The sequence below is a fragment of the Sphingomonas sp. genome (assembly GCF_041661885.1).
Classification (GTDB): Bacteria; Pseudomonadota; Alphaproteobacteria; order Sphingomonadales; family Sphingomonadaceae; genus Sphingomonas.
Genome location: NZ_JBAZTL010000001.1, coordinates 593,122 through 609,002, shown reverse-complemented (window position 1 = coordinate 609,002; position 15,881 = coordinate 593,122). Strand labels below are relative to the sequence as shown.

Sequence of the window (15,881 nt, the reverse complement as noted above, 5' to 3'; positions counted from 1 at the left end):
TCATTGTCCGGCAAGCGTGTTGAGTTGCAGGATCGGCAGCAGGATCGATAGCACGATCGTCGCGACAATGCCCCCCATTACGACGATGATGAGCGGTTCGAGCAGTGACAGCGCGGTGGTGGTGAAGCGATCGAATTCGCGCTCCAGATAGTCTGCCGCGCGTTCGAGCATGTCGTCGAGTTGCCCCGCCGCCTCGCCCGATGCCGCCAGATAGGTCAGCAAGGGCGGGAACACACCGGTGCGCCGCATCGCCGCCGACAGGCTGCCGCCACCCCGGATCGATTCGATAATGTCGTCGGACGCGCGTTTGAGGCGGAGGTTGTGGATCGTGCCACCGGTCAGCGTCAGCCCTTCGAGCAGCGGCAAGCGGCTCGCCACCATCGTCGCCAGCGTGCGCGCCATCCGCGCGGCGTGGAGATCGCGTAGCAACCGACCGAGCAAGGGGAGCTTCAGGAGCCACGTATCGAAGGCGAGTTTCGCGCGCGGGTCTTTCAGCACCCGCCAAACGCCAACGCCAATCAGCACGGCTCCCGTCAGCAGCGCCCACCAATAGCCGACCAGGAAGGCCGACAGCCCCATCACCGCGCGCGTGAGGAAGGGCAATTGCTGCCCGACCGTGTCGAATTGCTCGACCACTTGCGGGACGACGAACACCATCAGCGCCGTTACCACCGCCATCGCCACCACCGCCAGCACCATAGGGTAAGCCAGCGTAGTGATAATCTTGCCGTTAATCTCGGCTTGCCGCTCCAGCAGCAGCGACAGGCGTTCGAGAATGATCGGCAGCGCGCCCGACGTCTCGCCCGCAGATACCATCGCGCGGTACAGCGCGGGGAAGCTCCTGGCCTCGCGCGCCATCGCCTCGTGTAGCCGCCGCCCTTCGACCACACCGGCATGGACCGATTCGACGATCGCACGGACATGGTCCTGCTCGGTCTGGCGCGCGATCGTGCGCAGCGATTCTTCGAGCGGCGACACGCGGTTGAGCGTGGCGAGCTGGCGCGTGAACAGCGTCAATTGCTTGGTGCTCATCCGGCGGCGGCCAAGGCGCAGGTCAGCCAGCAGCGGCTTGCCCTTGGCCGGGCGGCCCGAACCCGGCTCGACCTTGACGACATACAGCCGCCGCCGATCGAGCAACACGCGCGCATCATCGATCGACGGCGCCGCGATATGCCCGCGCGCCTCGCGCCCCTTGGTGTCGATCGCGAGATAATCGAAATCAGGCATGGAAGGTTCTCCCCTCCCTGGAAGGGAGAGGGTGAAAGTCAGCCGCGCCTTCTCCCCTCCCTGGAAGGGAGGGGCCGGGGGTGGGTTGGCCTAGGGAGGGGACAGCCGCAGCCACGGGCCGACCCACCCCTAGCCCCTCCCTTCCAGGGAGGGGAGAAGGGAACAACTCACTCACTCACCACCATCGGCGCTTCCGCATCGGCCATGTCGCGCCGCGACACCCGCACAGCTTCCTCCGCCGTGGTCACCCCGTCGCGCACCAATTGCCGCGCCGCGCTCCCAAGCGTCGGCGCATGGAGGAAAGCGTGGCGCGCAATCAGCGCTTCATCGCCGCCATCGTTGATGAGACGGCGCACGGTCTCATCAACGCGAACGGCCTCATACACGCCCACGCGCCCCTTGAAGCCGCTGCCCTGGCACTGCTCGCAGCCGACCGCTTCATAGACGATCGTGCCGGGTTCAAAGCCGAGCAACGCCGCCACCGGCCCCTCCGCCGCGACCGGGCGGCGGCAGTGCTCGCATAAACGGCGCACCAGCCGCTGCGCAATCACCGCACGCAGCGTCGATGCCAGCAGGAACGGCTCGACCTTCATGTCGCGCATCCGCGTAATCGCACCGACCGCATCATTAGTGTGGACGGTCGACAGCACGAGATGCCCGGTGAGCGAGGCCTGCACCGCGATTTCGGCGGTCTCGCGGTCACGGATTTCGCCGACCATCACCACATCGGGGTCCTGCCGCAGAATCGCGCGCAGGCCTGCCGCAAAGGTCAGCCCGACCTTGGGGTTGACCTGCGTCTGCCCGACGCCTTCCATCGCATATTCGACCGGGTCCTCGACCGTCAGGATGTTGCGGCTGCCATCGTTGAGCAGTCGCATCGATGCGTACAACGTCGTCGTCTTGCCCGATCCCGTCGGCCCGGTGACGAGGATGATGCCGTTGGGCTCGGTCACCGCATCCTTCAGCAATTGATGGATGGCGGGCGTCATGCCCAGCGCATCGAGCGTGATTCCGGCATTTTCCTTATCCAGAATACGCAGCACCACGCGCTCGCCCGCGCGGCTCGGCAAGGTCGATACGCGCACGTCGAGCAACTTGCCGCCCAGCGTCAGCCCGATGCGCCCGTCCTGCGGCACGCGCCGTTCGGCAATGTCGAGCCGCGCCATCACCTTGATACGGCTGACCACCACCGGCGCGACATGCGGCGGCATCCGCAGCGTTTCGCGCAACACCCCGTCGATCCGCATCCGCACCACCAACCCGGTTTCATAGGGCTCGACATGAATGTCGGACACGCCGTTGCGCGCGGCATCGGCGATGATGCCGTTGATGAGGCGGATCGCGGGGGCATCGTCGGCGGTGTCGAGCAAATCGTCGGCTGTCGGCAGATGGTCGGCCAGCATGTCGAGCTCATCGCCCAGCCCCAGCGCGCCCGCCGCCATCGCCGCCGCTTGCCCGTCCATCGCATAGACTTCGGAGAGCAGCCGGTCGAACTCGCTCGCCGTGACCGCCGTCACCTGGAAAGGCCGGGCGAGATGGCGGCGCAGCTCGATCAAAGCCTTGGGGTCGGCACCCTCGCGCATCGCGACGGTGCATTGCCCTTCATGGTTAGGCGCGACCACCACCCCGAAGCGACGCGCAAAGGCGTAGGGGACGCTCACTTGCGGCAAGGCATCAAAATCTCCCCTCCCGCTTGCGGGAGGGGTTGGGGGAGGGCTGTCGCTGGACAAGGCGGCGGCGAGACTGCCCTCCCCTAGCCCCTCCCGCAAGCGGGAGGGGAAAGTTCCAGGATCACCGTCCGTCCCCATCACCGCCCCCGCTTGGTGTGGATCACCGTGCTCGAACTGCGCTGCACCGGCACCGCGATGCGTGGGTCTTCGATATTGCCGGGAACGGGCGCACTCGGAATCGGTGGCGCCGCCCCCAGATAATCGCGCACCAATTGGTCGATCGACGGCTCGTCATTGGGCGCGGCGAGGCCCTGTTGCAGGCGCAGATAGCCGTAACGCTGCTCGGTCAGGCGGCGACTGTCTTCGGCGGTGCGCAGGATCGTCGGGCGGATGAAGATCATCAAATTGGTCTTGGTCCGCGATTTCGCCTTGGAGCGGAACAGATTGCCCAGCCCCGGAAGATCACCCAGCAGCGGAATTTTCTGGATCGTCCGCCGCTCATTGTCGTCGAGCAAGCCGCTGATGACGGCGATGTCGCCATCATCGACGGTCCGCACCGTCTCGACTTCGCGCTTGTTGAGGATCAGGTCGCTATTGTCGCTCGACACCGGCCCCGCGATTGAACTCACCCCCAGCCGCAGATTGAGTTTCACCGTGCCCGAGGAATTGACCTGCGGGCGTACCGTCAGTTCGATCCCGACATTTTCGCGCTGCGTGGTGCGGAAGGTGTTGTTGAAATTGTTCGACAGCGCCTGCCCCGTGGTGATCGGGATTTCCTGGCCGACCAGGCTGTGCGCCTCCTGATTGTCGAGCATCACCAGATGCGGGACTTGCAACAGGTTGGAGGTGGTGTCGCTCTTCAGGGCGTTGATGATCGATCCGAACACCGTATCGCCGATCTTGCCCGCCCAGCCGCCAAACCCGCCGCTCGCCCCCAAAATCGAGCTGATCGCCGATTGCCCGAGCGAATCGCTGGCGCTGCTGTTGGTGCTGGTGGTCACGGTGGTGCCGTTGACCACCGTTGTCGTGGTATTGAGCTGACGCGCGCCAATCGCCCCGGCGATGGTCAGCAGGCTGGGCGCGGTGTTCTGGAAGCTGGAGGCGGCGAACACGCCGCCCTTGATGTTGGCGATGGCGAATTGCGCGCCAAGTTGGCTGGCGGTCTGGTCCGAAACCTCGGCGACGATCGCCTCGACCAGCACTTGCTCGCGCCGCGTGTCGAGTTGGTGGACTACATCGGCCAATTGGCGCTGCACTTCGGCTGGCGCGGCGATGACGATCGCGTTCGCGCCGACGAAGCGCGTGACGACCGCCGCCGTCCGGCCGGCCGAACTGATCGCCGCTTGCCCGGTGGCAGTGCCACCGCCTGTGGGGACATCCTGTTGGACGGCAGGTGCGGTGGCCTGGCGCGCGTTCACCTGAAACCCGCTGCCGTTGCTGCCATTCGATTGGCCATTATTGCCGCCAAAGGTCGAGGCGGAAAGCTGCTGGTTCGAGATCGGCGACGGGGCCTGACCCACAAGCTGCTGGAGCACCGGCAAAAGCTGCTCGGCATCGGCATTTTCAAGGAAAATGACCTTGATTTCGGTGCCGTTCTTGGCGCGCCGATCCAGATCCTCCGCCACCGCGGCGAGCCGCGCGACCGATGCCGCATCACCGCGGATCGCAACCGAATTGGAACTGGCCACCGCCACCACGCTCGCGCCGGAGCCGGTTGCGGTGCCACCGGCCCCCGCGCCCTGCCCGGTCAAGGCCTGCAGCGCCGTCGCGATTTCGCGGGCGCCGGCATTCTTCAAAGCGACGATCCGCGTCGCGGCAGTGTCGGTATCGATTTGGCGCAGCACCTCGCGCACGCGCCGGACATTGTCGGCGAAATCGACAATCACCAGGCTATTGCCGCCGCGATTGGCGGTGACCGAGCCCTGCGGCGAAATCAACCCGCGCACGGTATCGACCGCCGCCGCAGCGTCGATCGACCGAAGCCGGACGATTTCGGTAACATAGCTGTTGCTCGCCGCGCCGCGTGCGCCGACGCGGCTCGGCTGCGAGGCGGCGCTATCGGTTGGCTGAATGCGAAACGCACCGTTGCTGGTCGGCACCGCGACGAGGCCATTGGCGCGCAGCGTCGAGAGGAAAATCTCGAAAAATTGCGACTTGCTCACCGGATGATCGGTAACCACGGTCACCTTCCCCGCCACGCGCGCATCGATGATGAAAGTACGCCCGGTCACGCGCGCGGCATCGGCGATGAAGGCGCGAATGTCGGCATCGCGCACATTCATCGTGGTCTGCGCGGCGGCGGTGCCGGCAAGCGCAAGCGCCAGCAAAGGTGCCAGAGTAAGTGTCTTCATTGCCCCGCAATCGTGATGACGAGTGGAATTGTGTCGCTGCCGCGTTCGACCGCGACGGAAAGCAGTCCGCCCTTGGCATATTGCGCGGCCAGCCGCTCGATGTCGCCGGGACCAGCGACCGGTTTGCCGCCAATCTGCGTCACGACATCGCCATCCCGCAGGCCTGCCGCGCGAAAGCCCGCCCCGCTCCCCTGCGGCCTAACCGTCAGCCCCGTCACGCGCCCTTTATCGATCCGCGGAATAAGGCCGACGTCCGAACGGAGCTGTGCAAAAGTAAGGCCCTGGCTGCCCGGCGGTATCGGCGACCGACCGTCTCCACCGCCGACGAGCGGCGCTGCCGCTGGTGCAGGCGCGACAATAGCGGGTTGGTCGGGCTGGACGAGAAACAAATCTTCGGAAGCACCGCCGCGATCGATCGTCACATGGTCGAACGCCACTGCCTTAAGCCGCACGCCGGGCAGGATTTCCTGCCCTACCCCCACGCTCTGCTGGACGCCGTCTGGCCCCGCGACGATCGCCGAGCCACCACCCTGCGCCGCATCGATCCGTGTGCCGTACAAGGTGAGTTGCAGGCTCGTCACCACCGCCGGGCCAGGCGCATCGCCGCCACTGATACGAAAGAAGGGATCGAACCCCTGCAGCAGCGCCTGCGGCGAACCCGCCACGCTGCCCCGTTCCGGGTGCCACATGCCCACCGCATCAACCGGCGTCACCAATGCCAACACCAGACGCGCGCCCTGAACCGCGAGCAGCGCGATCAGCACCAGCTCCAGCCCGCTATAAACCTTCGTCACGGGTACGCGTCGCAGAAGGCCCCGCGCTCGCGCATCCAACACCAACCGCATCTGGCATTCATCCTCAATCGCGCCTCTGCCCGTATCGGGGTGTTACAGGCACCGGGCGACGCTGTGAACCTCGCACGATCGGCGGGGCTGGAAAAGCCGATCGGGCTTTGGCAAAGACAAGTCGATGACGTTGCACGCACATTTCGGATCGGGCAATCCAGCAGACGCCATGATCGAGCATGTCATGGCACAAGCCGGGGTGCAACGCGTACCCAGCAGCAAACTCACCCTGTTCCAGCGTCGCAACTTCCTCGATGCGGCGACCTGTGCCGCGCTGTGCGACCATGTCGATGCCACGCGCCGCCCTTCGACCATCTCCGATTCCAACGGTGACCCCACCTTCCGCACCAGCGAAACCGGCGATCTCAATCCGTTTGATCCGCTCGTAATCGATCTCAACGCACGTATCGCGGCCTTTACCGGGCTCGACCCGGCGCATGGCGAACCGATTCAGGGGCAGCGTTACGCCGTGGGGCAGGAATTCAAGGCCCATACCGACTATTTCGAGCCCGATGGGATCGACTATCATCGCTATTGCGGGATTGCGGGCAACCGCACCTGGACGGTGATGATCTATCTCAACGAGCCTGGCGCGGGAGGCGCAACGCGCTTCAAGGCGATCGACAAGATCATCCAGCCCGAGACGGGAAAGCTGCTGGCGTGGAACAATCGTATGCCCGATGGCAGGCTCAATCCGGCGACACTGCACCACGGGATGAAAGTCCGCGCAGGCACCAAATATGTCATCACCAAATGGTTTCGGGAACTGCCCTGGCGCTGACGCCCGAGGGCACCCCGACATGAAACGACCCGCCGGTCGCGATCGACCGACGGGCCCTGGAAATGGTGGGCGCGGCAGGGATTGAACCTGCGACCCCACCCGTGTGAAGGGTGTGCTCTACCACTGAGCTACGCGCCCGTTGCCGTCCTGCATCGTCGATGTGGGAGGGCGAAACGGATGAGGGCGGCGTTACCGCCGCCCCGTCACCTGTCCCATAAAACGAGCGGGCGCCGCTTGTCCAGCGGCAGCACACACGTTTTCGGGAGATTAGATCAATTGACCGAATCCTTCAGGCCCTTGCCGGCCTTGAACTTCGGCTGCGACGACGCCTTGATCGTCATCGGTTCGCCGGTGCGCGGGTTGCGACCGGTCGAGGCCTTGCGCTTGCTGACCGAGAAGGTGCCGAACCCGACGAGGCGCACTTCGTCGCCCTTTTTCAGCGCTGCCGAGACCGCGTCGAACACCGCCTCGACCGCTTTGCTTGCATCACCCTTGGTCAGACCCGACGTGTCGGCCACCGTCGCGATCAATTCCTGTTTGTTCATCGCCACCAAACCCCCGATACAAAATGGAAAATATACCCAGGCAAAAAGCCGGTTGCGCACTAAGACGGCTAGCGCCGGGGCTGTCAAAACAAAAAGCGACGGCCCCGGCCTAAAATCGGCGGAAATGCGGCATTTCGGGTAATCGATCCGATCAATGATGCAATTCACCGCCAATCGGCGCGACGCCGGCAGGCGGCTGTGCGGCAAGGTCGTCAGCCTCGGTCCAGTCGATCGCGGTGAGCGGTCCGGTCAGCGCCAGCCGCAGCACTTCATCGACATGCGCCACCGGGATGATCTTCAAACCATCCAGGATATTGGCCGGAATCTCCGCCAAATCCTTCTCATTCTCGTGCGGGATGAGCACGGTGGTGATTCCGCCGCGCAGCGCCGCGAGCAGCTTTTCCTTCAAGCCGCCGATCGGCAGCACGCGGCCACGCAGCGTCACCTCGCCCGTCATGGCGATATCGCGGCGCACCGGAACGCCAGTGAGCGTCGAGACGATTGCCGTTACGATGCCAATGCCCGCCGACGGACCATCCTTGGGCACAGCACCCTCGGGCAGATGGATGTGGATATCCTTGCGCGCGAAGATGCTCGGCTTGATTCCGTAAGAGGGCGAGCGTGCCTTGATGAAGCTGAACGCCGTCTCGATCGATTCCTTCATCACATCGCCGAGCTTGCCGGTGATCTTCGCCGCACCGCGCCCGGGCACAGTGACGCTTTCGATCGTCAGCAATTCGCCGCCGACCTCGGTCCAGGCGAGGCCCGTAACAGCGCCGATCTGGTTTTCTTCCTCGCCCAGCCCGTGGCGATATTTCTTCACGCCCGCAAAGTCCGAGAGATTGTCCGGTGTCACCGTAACGCTCTCAGCCTTGCCCTCGAGGATGCGCCGTAGTGCCTTGCGCGCGAGCTTGGCGATCTCGCGCTCCAGCGTGCGAACGCCGGCTTCGCGGGTATAGAACTGAATGAGCGCGCGCAGACCTTCGGTGGTGAGCGTGAACTCGCCCTCTTTCAACCCATGCGCCTCGATCTGCTTGGCGATCAGATGCCGCTCGGCGATCTCGACCTTCTCATCCTCGGTATAGCCCTCGAGCCGGATGATCTCCATGCGATCGAGCAGCGGCTGCGGCAGGTTGAGCGTGTTCGCGGTGGTCACGAACATCACATCCGAGAGATCGACGTCGATTTCGAGATAATGATCGTTGAACTTCGCATTCTGTTCGGGATCGAGCACTTCGAGCAGTGCCGAGGCCGGATCACCGCGAAAATCCTGGCCGAGCTTGTCGATCTCATCGAGCAGGAACAACGGGTTGCTGGTGCCGGCCTTTTTGAGGTTCGTCACGATCTTGCCGGGCAGCGAACCGATATAGGTGCGGCGATGGCCGCGAATCTCGGCCTCATCGCGCACGCCGCCCAGCGATTGGCGGATAAATTCGCGCCCCGTCGCCTTGGCGATCGACTTGCCCAGGCTGGTCTTGCCGACGCCGGGCGGGCCGACGAGGCACAGGATCGGGCCTTTCAGCTTGTTGGTGCGCGCCTGCACCGCGAGATATTCGATGATGCGGTCCTTGACCTTCTCCAGCGCATAATGGTCCTCGTCGAGCACCGCTTGCGCCGCCGAAATGTCCTTGCGGATCTTGGACTTCTTGCCCCACGGCAGGCCGAGCAACACGTCGAGATAATTGCGCACGACGGTCGCCTCGGCCGACATCGGCGCCATCGTCTTGAGTTTCTTCAGCTCCGCCGTCGCCTTGGTGCGGGCTTCCTTGGACAGTTTCAGCGTCGCGATCTTGTTGGTCAGCTCGGCGATTTCATCGCCTTCGCCTTCGTCACCCTCATTACCCAGCTCACGCTGGATCGCCTTCAACTGCTCGTTGAGATAGTATTCGCGCTGCGTCTTTTCCATCTGGCGCTTGACGCGGCTTTTGATCTTTTTTTCGACCTGCAGCACGCCGAGTTCGCCCTCCATGAAGGCGAACACCATCTCGAGTCGCTTGGCCGGATCGCGTTCGATCAGCAACGCTTGCTTGTCGGCCACCTTGACCTGAATGTTGGCGGCAACGGCGTCGGCGAGCTTGCTCGCATCCTCGATCTCGCCGAGCTGAACTGCGGTTTCGGCGGGCAGCTTGCGGTTGAGCTTTGCGTAGCTCTCAAACTGCTCGACCACCGAGCGCATCAGTGCCGCCATCTCGGTGCTGGCTGCCTCGAGCGCCTCTTCACCGTCATCGCCCGCAAGCTTTTCGACTTCGGCGGCGAGATAACCCTCGGTCTGCACCAGCCCGGTCAACGCCGCGCGTTGCTTGCCCTCGACCAGCACGCGCACCGTGCCATCGGGCAGCTTCAGCAATTGCAGGACGACTGCGGTCACCCCGATTTCGTACAAATCGTCGCGGTCGGGATCATCCTCGCTCGGGTCGAGCTGCGCGATGAGGAAAATCTCCTTGTCGGCAGCCATCGCCGCCTCCAGAGCCGCGACCGACTTGTCGCGACCAACGAACAACGGCACGATCATGTTGGGAAACACGACGATGTCGCGCAGCGGCAACACCGGGTAAGCGTGGGTGGGCGACGAGGACTTGGACGGGGTGAAAGAAGCTTTGGTCATGGATACTCCGGGGTCGCGTCAACGACGCGGGCTTAGTTCCTTATATGGGGGGAGTTGCCGTTGCATCAATCGCCGAACGATTTTGGGTGGGGCGATCGCTTTTTCCGCGTTCCCGGCCTGCGCGCACGTGCCGCTCGACCCCGTCGAGCGCGCGCTGACGGCGGCCGGCGGACAGGCGCAATTGGCGCGCGTGCGGGTGGTAGCCTGGAGCGGTGTCGCCCGCGTCCTGATCGGTCGCACACCCGTTGACTTGATGGTCGAAACCCGCATCGAGCCCTTTTCCCGCGCCCGCATCGACACTTGGCTGCCAAGCGAAGGACGCAGCACCACGCAAACCGTGATGATCGAGCGCGACAGCGCGTTTCTGGTCCATAATGGTGCACAAACATCGTTGCCACGGCCGCAGGCGCTGTTCGAACGGCATCGGCTGGCGGTCTATGCCTATTTGTTGCTCGCCCCCGCATCGGTTTCGGCGACCGGACGCCACCGCCTGAGCGCCATTCGCGACGGCTTCCCCGCGATTACGCTGACGCTCGGCCCCGATGATCGGATCGCCTCCGCCGATTATGCGATCGTTGCCTCGGACGCGCGGGGCGCGCTGGTGCGGCAGCATCTGTCCTTTGCCGGATCGGTTTCCGCGCAAGGCATCCACTTCCCGCGCACCACCTCCATTTTCCAAAATGGCCGGTTGGAGCTGCGCATGACCATCACCGATTTTTCCGTAGAGCTAGACCCTTCATGATCGCTTCCAGACTCGCGCTTGCCCTTGGCTGCCTGATGCTGACCGGTGCCGCCACCCTGCCCAAAAAAGGCGAGCCCGCGATCACCGCGCAGACGGCACGCTCGGGCGGGGTGATCGATCCCGATCAGGCCAAATTGGGTTTCGATGCCGCCGACCTTTCCTTCGAGGTTCTGCCCGAGACCGAGACGCTACGCGGTGTCGCGACGCTCAGTTTCACCGCCAAGGCCCCGCTTGACCGCCTCGCCATCGACCTCGATCGCAACTTGCCGGTCGATGCCATTGCCATCGACGGCACGGCGCTGGCACCCGACGCCTGGAGCAACCCCGAAGGGCGGCTCGTCATCACGCTGCCGCATCGCATCGCCAAGGGAGCCCGTGTCGGCGCGCGCATCAGCTATGGCGGGCAGCCGCATGTCGCGGTCAAGGCGCCGTGGGACAGCGGCATGGTGTGGACGACCACGCCCGGCGGCGCGCCGTGGTTCGCCACCACAGCGGAGGGCTATGGCTGCGACCTGTTCTGGCCATGCCTCGATTTCCCGAGCGGGGAGCCGGGCGTCGTCACGCTGCACATCACCGTGCCCAAGGGGTTAAAGGCTCCCTCCAATGGCAAATTGCTGGGGGTGGACACGCTGCCCGACGGGCGCACCGTGTGGAACTGGCGGATCAAGCACCCCAATACCTATGGCATCGCGCTCAACGTCGGGCCGTATGAGCAGATTTCGGGGGTCTATAAGAGCCGTTACGGCAACAGCATCCCGATGTTCTACTGGTTCCTGCCGGGCGAGGAGGCCAAGGCGCGCGCGCTGTTTGCCGAATTTGCCCCGACGCTCGATTTCTTCGAAAGCGAGGTCGGCCCCTACCCGTTTGGCGACGAGAAGGTCGGCGTGGTCGAGACCCCGCATAAGGGCATGGAGCACCAGACGATCAACGCCTACGGCAACGAGTATGCCAAGGCGCCCGAAGGGTTTGACTGGCTGTTCCAGCACGAATTCGCCCATGAATATTTCGGCAATCAACTGACGGCGGCCAATTGGGATGATTACTGGCTGCACGAGGGCTATGGCACGTACATGCAGCCGCTTTACGGTCGCTGGCGCGAGGGTGAGGCGCGGTACGCGACGATGCTGGCGGACGAGCGCGGCAAGATCGCCAACCTCCACCCCATCACTTCGGGCAAGGTACGCACCGAGGAAGAGGTGTATGAGGTCGACAAAGGCGGGCCGGGCCAGGACATCTATTACAAGGGCGCGTGGATGCTCCACACGCTGCGTAACCTGATCGGCGACCGCGCGTTTCGCGATGTCACGCGGCTGGCGGTGTACGGGCGGATCGATCCACGGCCGGGCAATTTCACCCCGCGTTACGGCTCGACGGCGGAATATGAACGCTTCGTGCGGCGCGTGACCGGCAAGGATTATGGCTGGTTCTTCGACGTCTATCTGCGCCAGGCGGCGCTGCCCGAACTGATCGAAACGCGCAGCGCAACGCGCCTTGCACTGCGCTGGCAGGCGCCCGGCGGGCGGGTGTTCCCAATGCCGGTCGAGGTGCAGATCGACGGCCGGATCGTGACGCTGCCTATGGCGGGGGGCGTGGGCAGCCTGCCCGTGCCGAAACGCGCGCATGTCGTGATCGACCCCAATGCCCGGCTGCTGCGGCGCTCGGTCGCGATCGAGCAATTTCAGGCATGGCGCGATGCCCAGACGCGGCGGCTGCGCGCCGCCAATTGACGGGTGCGTGTTATTTATATAATACAGCCATACTCTGGAGACTGCGATGCGATTTTTGACCGATCCTGTTGGACTTCCCGGCTTGATCGCGCTCGGTGTCGGGATTGGCGTTTTCCTGGTGGCGCTGCTCCGCGCCCGCGCACGTGGCGTAAAAAGCCCGAAGAGTCCCGATGCACGTCGCAGCAATGCCTCGATCTGGGGGATCGTGCTGCAGGGAATTGGGATCGGTATCGTCGGATTTGGTCCGATCCGGGTCGATCTCGATCCCGCCTCCGCCACGGCGCTGATCGAGGGCGCGATCGTGCTGGTGCTGATGCTCGGGGCGGTGTGGCTGTTCGATTCGTCATCCCGCGCAATGGGCCGCAATTGGGCGCTCGTTGCACGCACCCGCGATGACGGCACTTTGGTGCAATCGGGTCCGTTCGCGGTTATCCGCAACCCAATTTACGTGGCGATGGCGCTGTTCACGCTGGCAATGGCGATCGCCTATGGCCACACGCTCAACCTGATCGCGGGAGCGCCACTGTTCGCGCTCGGCACCTGGATGCGCGTGCGCCATGAGGAAGCGGTGCTGCGCGCGACCTTCCCCGATTACGATGGCTATGCCGCGCGCGTGAAGCGCTTCGTACCGGGCGTGTTCTGACGCGGCTTAGCCGGGTATGGCGGGCACGGCCCCCTGCACCTGCGGCGTGACCGGAACGAGCTCATAGATATCGAGCAACGCGCCCTGCCCCGCCCGCGTCAGCACCAATCGCCAGCGAAACGGCGCGACGCGCTCGACCACGCCCGCCACATCCTGTTTGGGGTCCACGCTGTACGGTGGCGCGCTGTTCGCCCGCGCCGGTCGGAAAGTGCCGAGGAACACTTGCCGCTTGTCGGTATCCGGGAACAGCCAACCGCCCGGCAGGATCGTCCCGCTCTGCTTGGTGAAGGACAGGTTGTGCGTCGTGCCATCGACATTGCAGAAATCGGGTTTGAAGGTGTCGAGACCGTGCGCCCCTCCCAGGCGCACCAGCCGACAATAATAGGGACCGGGCGGGAGTGCGGGGAGTTCCAGTGCAGCTCCGGGCTGGACCAGCGGCCCTTCGGCATTGAGCTTCGCCTTCAACCGTTGCGGCACGCTCGCCCGCGCGCGCTCCCATGTCGCCGGCAGGGCCTCGAGCAGAGTTCGATCGCCCGGAGTGATCGAACCCGCCCAACCCGGCGCCGTCGCGACCTTGCCGATCGCCGCGCGCGGCCGCGCGGTTCCCGCCATACACCCTGAAAGCAGCGCGCCGACCGCCATCAAGGGCGCGAGAGCAAGAAGCGTCGATGCGAAACGCATGGCGGTCGTTCTCCAGATTTTCGATGCGTGATGGGCGCTGCTGCGCGTTAACAATTGGTAAAGGCGAAAGGTTAACGGATCGTAAACGACGCCGACGGGGACAGGTTCCTTGGGCGCGCTTACCCGCGCACCATCGATCAGAAGCGCGGGCCACCGCGCGGCACCTGCCACGCCTCTGTCATCGTAAACCCCAACCCTGCGTAAAACCCCAAATTCCGCTCATTGGCGGTTTCGAGATAGATCGGCAGGCCGTCACCGGCGATGCGATCGAGACCCGCCTGCACGATCGCGCGACCGACGCCCTTGCCCTGCACCGCCGGATCGCATCCGGCCACGTGCAGATACCACAGCTTGCCCGAGGGAAAATGTGCGTCGATCGCGTTGGAGACTGTCAATGCGCGCCCGACCGCACCGCCCAACGCACGCCACAACGGCCAGGCCTGCATCACCATATCAAGCGGCGAGGTTTTGCCATGTCCCGGCGCGCGCCACAGTGTCGCCGCCGCACAGTCCCCCGCGATCAGACGCAAACCGGAATAGGCATCCGCATCGAACAGCAGCGCGAAAAGCCGGGGTAACCGACAAGCGCGCTCGGCGGGATCGGGGAAAATATACGCCATCGCCGGATCATCGGCGAAGGCACGGGCCAGCATCGCCGCGATCCTTCCCCGATCGGCGTCGTCAGCGACACCGATCGGAGTGGAGCGCGGCGCCGGGGTCACGCAGCCCCGGCCCCGGTCTTTTCTTTCTTGGCATAGACGCGGATCGGTTCCTTGCGGCCGTCGATCACGTCCTTGTCGATCATCACTTCATCGACCCCGTCCATGCCGGGCAGATCGAACATCGTGTCGAGCAAGATGCCCTCAAGGATCGAGCGCAGCCCACGCGCGCCGGTCTTGCGCTCGATCGCCTTCTTGGCGACTTGCACCAGCGCATCATCGGTAAAGCCGAGCTTGACCGCCTCCATGTCGAACAGCTTCTGATATTGTTTGACGAGCGCGTTCTTCGGCTCGGTCAGGATGGTGACGAGCGCGGGCACATCGAGATCCTCGAGCGTCGCGATCACCGGCAAGCGACCGACGAATTCTGGGATCAAGCCGAACTTCAGCAAATCCTCGGGCTCGACCGACTTGAGCGTTTCACCCGTGCGGCGTTCCTCAGGGGACGCGACATAGGCCCCGAAGCCGATCGACTTGCCCTGCAGACGATCGCCGATGATCTTCTCGAGGCCGCTAAACGCACCGCCGCAGATGAACAGGATATTGGTCGTGTCGACCTGCAGGAACTCCTGCTGCGGATGCTTGCGGCCACCCTGCGGCGGGACGCTGGCGGTGGTGCCTTCCATCAGCTTGAGCAGCGCCTGTTGCACGCCCTCGCCCGACACGTCGCGCGTGATCGACGGGTTCTCGGCCTTGCGGCTGATCTTGTCGATTTCGTCGATATACACGATCCCGCGCTGCGCGCGCTCGACATTATAGTCGGACGCCTGGAGCAGCTTGAGGATGATGTTCTCGACATCCTCACCGACATAACCCGCCTCGGTCAGCGTCGTCGCATCGGCCATCGTAAAGGGCACGTCGAGAATGCGCGCGAGCGTCTGCGCCAGCAACGTCTTGCCGCAGCCGGTCGGGCCGACGAGCAGGATGTTGGACTTGGCGAGCTCGACATCGGCCCCCTTCTGGCCGTGGTTGAGGCGCTTGTAATGGTTGTGCACCGCCACCGAGAGCACGCGCTTGGCGCGCTTCTGCCCGATCACATAATCATCAAGCACGTCGCAGATTTCCTGCGGCGTGGGGACGCCACCATCCTTCTTGGAGACCAAGGCCGACTTGGTTTCCTCGCGGATGATGTCGTTGCACAATTCGACGCATTCATCGCAGATGAATACGGTTGGGCCCGCAATCAGCTTGCGCACCTCATGCTGCGACTTCCCGCAGAAGGAGCAATAAAGCGTGCTCTTCGAGTCGCCGCCGCTGAGCTTTGTCATTCAAACCATCCTTGGCGCCACCAGCGGGCGCACATATGCGGGGTGCCTATCCTAGACTGACCCCGCGCAATCCGACA

13 protein-coding genes and 1 tRNA gene are annotated in these 15,881 nt (G+C 64.3%); 4 read left to right on the top strand and 10 right to left on the bottom strand.

Annotated features, from left to right (window positions below; genetic code table 11):
* The 4 genes from gspF to WC704_RS02995 all read right to left on the bottom strand — a co-directional run bounded on the left by gspF (position 1) and on the right by WC704_RS02995 (position 6,093).
* Positions 1-1,227, bottom strand: a complete 1,227-nt coding sequence (gene gspF, locus WC704_RS03010) for a type II secretion system inner membrane protein GspF (RefSeq protein WP_372888488.1) — start codon at positions 1,225-1,227, stop codon at positions 1-3.
* A gap of 167 nt (positions 1,228-1,394) precedes the next feature.
* On the bottom strand, positions 1,395-2,897 hold the full coding sequence (gene gspE, locus WC704_RS03005) for a type II secretion system ATPase GspE (protein WP_372888487.1): 1,503 nt from the start codon (positions 2,895-2,897) through the stop codon (positions 1,395-1,397).
* 137 nt (positions 2,898-3,034) lie between these two features.
* Complete coding sequence (gspD, locus tag WC704_RS03000; protein ID WP_372888486.1) at positions 3,035-5,248, bottom strand: type II secretion system secretin GspD; 2,214 nt, start codon at positions 5,246-5,248, stop codon at positions 3,035-3,037.
* Positions 5,245-6,093, bottom strand: a complete 849-nt coding sequence (locus WC704_RS02995; protein WP_372888485.1) for a type II secretion system protein N — start codon at positions 6,091-6,093, stop codon at positions 5,245-5,247. Before WC704_RS02995 ends, gspD begins: the two co-directional genes overlap by 4 nt.
* A 124-nt stretch (positions 6,094-6,217) precedes the next feature.
* Between WC704_RS02995 and WC704_RS02990 the strand changes: the two genes are divergently transcribed.
* Positions 6,218-6,874: a prolyl hydroxylase family protein gene (locus tag WC704_RS02990; RefSeq protein WP_372888484.1), complete on the top strand. Its 657-nt coding sequence runs from the start codon at positions 6,218-6,220 to the stop codon at positions 6,872-6,874.
* 63 nt (positions 6,875-6,937) lie between these two features.
* Here the strand turns inward: WC704_RS02990 and WC704_RS02985 are convergent.
* The 3 genes from WC704_RS02985 to lon all read right to left on the bottom strand — a co-directional run bounded on the left by WC704_RS02985 (position 6,938) and on the right by lon (position 10,024).
* Positions 6,938-7,012, bottom strand: a tRNA-Val gene (locus WC704_RS02985).
* Positions 7,013-7,146: 134 nt separating this feature from the next.
* On the bottom strand, positions 7,147-7,419 hold the full coding sequence (locus WC704_RS02980; RefSeq protein WP_010186832.1) for an HU family DNA-binding protein: 273 nt from the start codon (positions 7,417-7,419) through the stop codon (positions 7,147-7,149).
* A 151-nt stretch (positions 7,420-7,570) separates the two neighbouring features.
* Positions 7,571-10,024 carry an endopeptidase La gene (lon, locus tag WC704_RS02975; RefSeq protein WP_372888483.1) on the bottom strand — a complete coding sequence of 818 codons (2,454 nt, stop codon included), beginning with the start codon at positions 10,022-10,024 and terminating at the stop codon, positions 7,571-7,573.
* Positions 10,025-10,151: 127 nt separating this feature from the next.
* Here lon and WC704_RS02970 point away from each other — a divergent pair, with 127 nt between their 5' ends.
* Genes WC704_RS02970 through WC704_RS02960 form a run of 3 tightly spaced genes read left to right on the top strand, consistent with a single transcriptional unit; the run spans position 10,152 to position 13,136 of the window.
* Positions 10,152-10,766 carry a hypothetical protein gene (locus WC704_RS02970; RefSeq protein ID WP_372888482.1) on the top strand — a complete coding sequence of 205 codons (615 nt, stop codon included), beginning with the start codon at positions 10,152-10,154 and terminating at the stop codon, positions 10,764-10,766.
* On the top strand, positions 10,763-12,493 hold the full coding sequence (locus WC704_RS02965) for a M1 family metallopeptidase (RefSeq protein ID WP_372888481.1): 1,731 nt from the start codon (positions 10,763-10,765) through the stop codon (positions 12,491-12,493). Before WC704_RS02970 ends, WC704_RS02965 begins: the two co-directional genes overlap by 4 nt.
* Positions 12,494-12,539: 46 nt before the next feature.
* Complete coding sequence (locus WC704_RS02960) at positions 12,540-13,136, top strand: isoprenylcysteine carboxylmethyltransferase family protein (protein WP_372888480.1); 597 nt, start codon at positions 12,540-12,542, stop codon at positions 13,134-13,136.
* Positions 13,137-13,142: 6 nt separating this feature from the next.
* Here WC704_RS02960 and WC704_RS02955 read toward each other — a convergent pair whose 3' ends face one another.
* The 3 genes from WC704_RS02955 to clpX form a co-directional block, all read right to left on the bottom strand.
* Positions 13,143-13,817 (bottom strand): DUF4893 domain-containing protein, encoded by a 675-nt coding sequence (locus WC704_RS02955; protein WP_372888479.1) that lies wholly within the window; start codon positions 13,815-13,817, stop codon positions 13,143-13,145.
* 137 nt (positions 13,818-13,954) lie between these two features.
* Complete coding sequence (locus WC704_RS02950; RefSeq protein ID WP_372888478.1) at positions 13,955-14,470, bottom strand: GNAT family N-acetyltransferase; 516 nt, start codon at positions 14,468-14,470, stop codon at positions 13,955-13,957.
* A gap of 65 nt (positions 14,471-14,535) precedes the next feature.
* Complete coding sequence (clpX, locus tag WC704_RS02945) at positions 14,536-15,804, bottom strand: ATP-dependent Clp protease ATP-binding subunit ClpX (RefSeq protein ID WP_372888477.1); 1,269 nt, start codon at positions 15,802-15,804, stop codon at positions 14,536-14,538.
* Positions 15,805-15,881 lie beyond the last annotated feature (77 nt).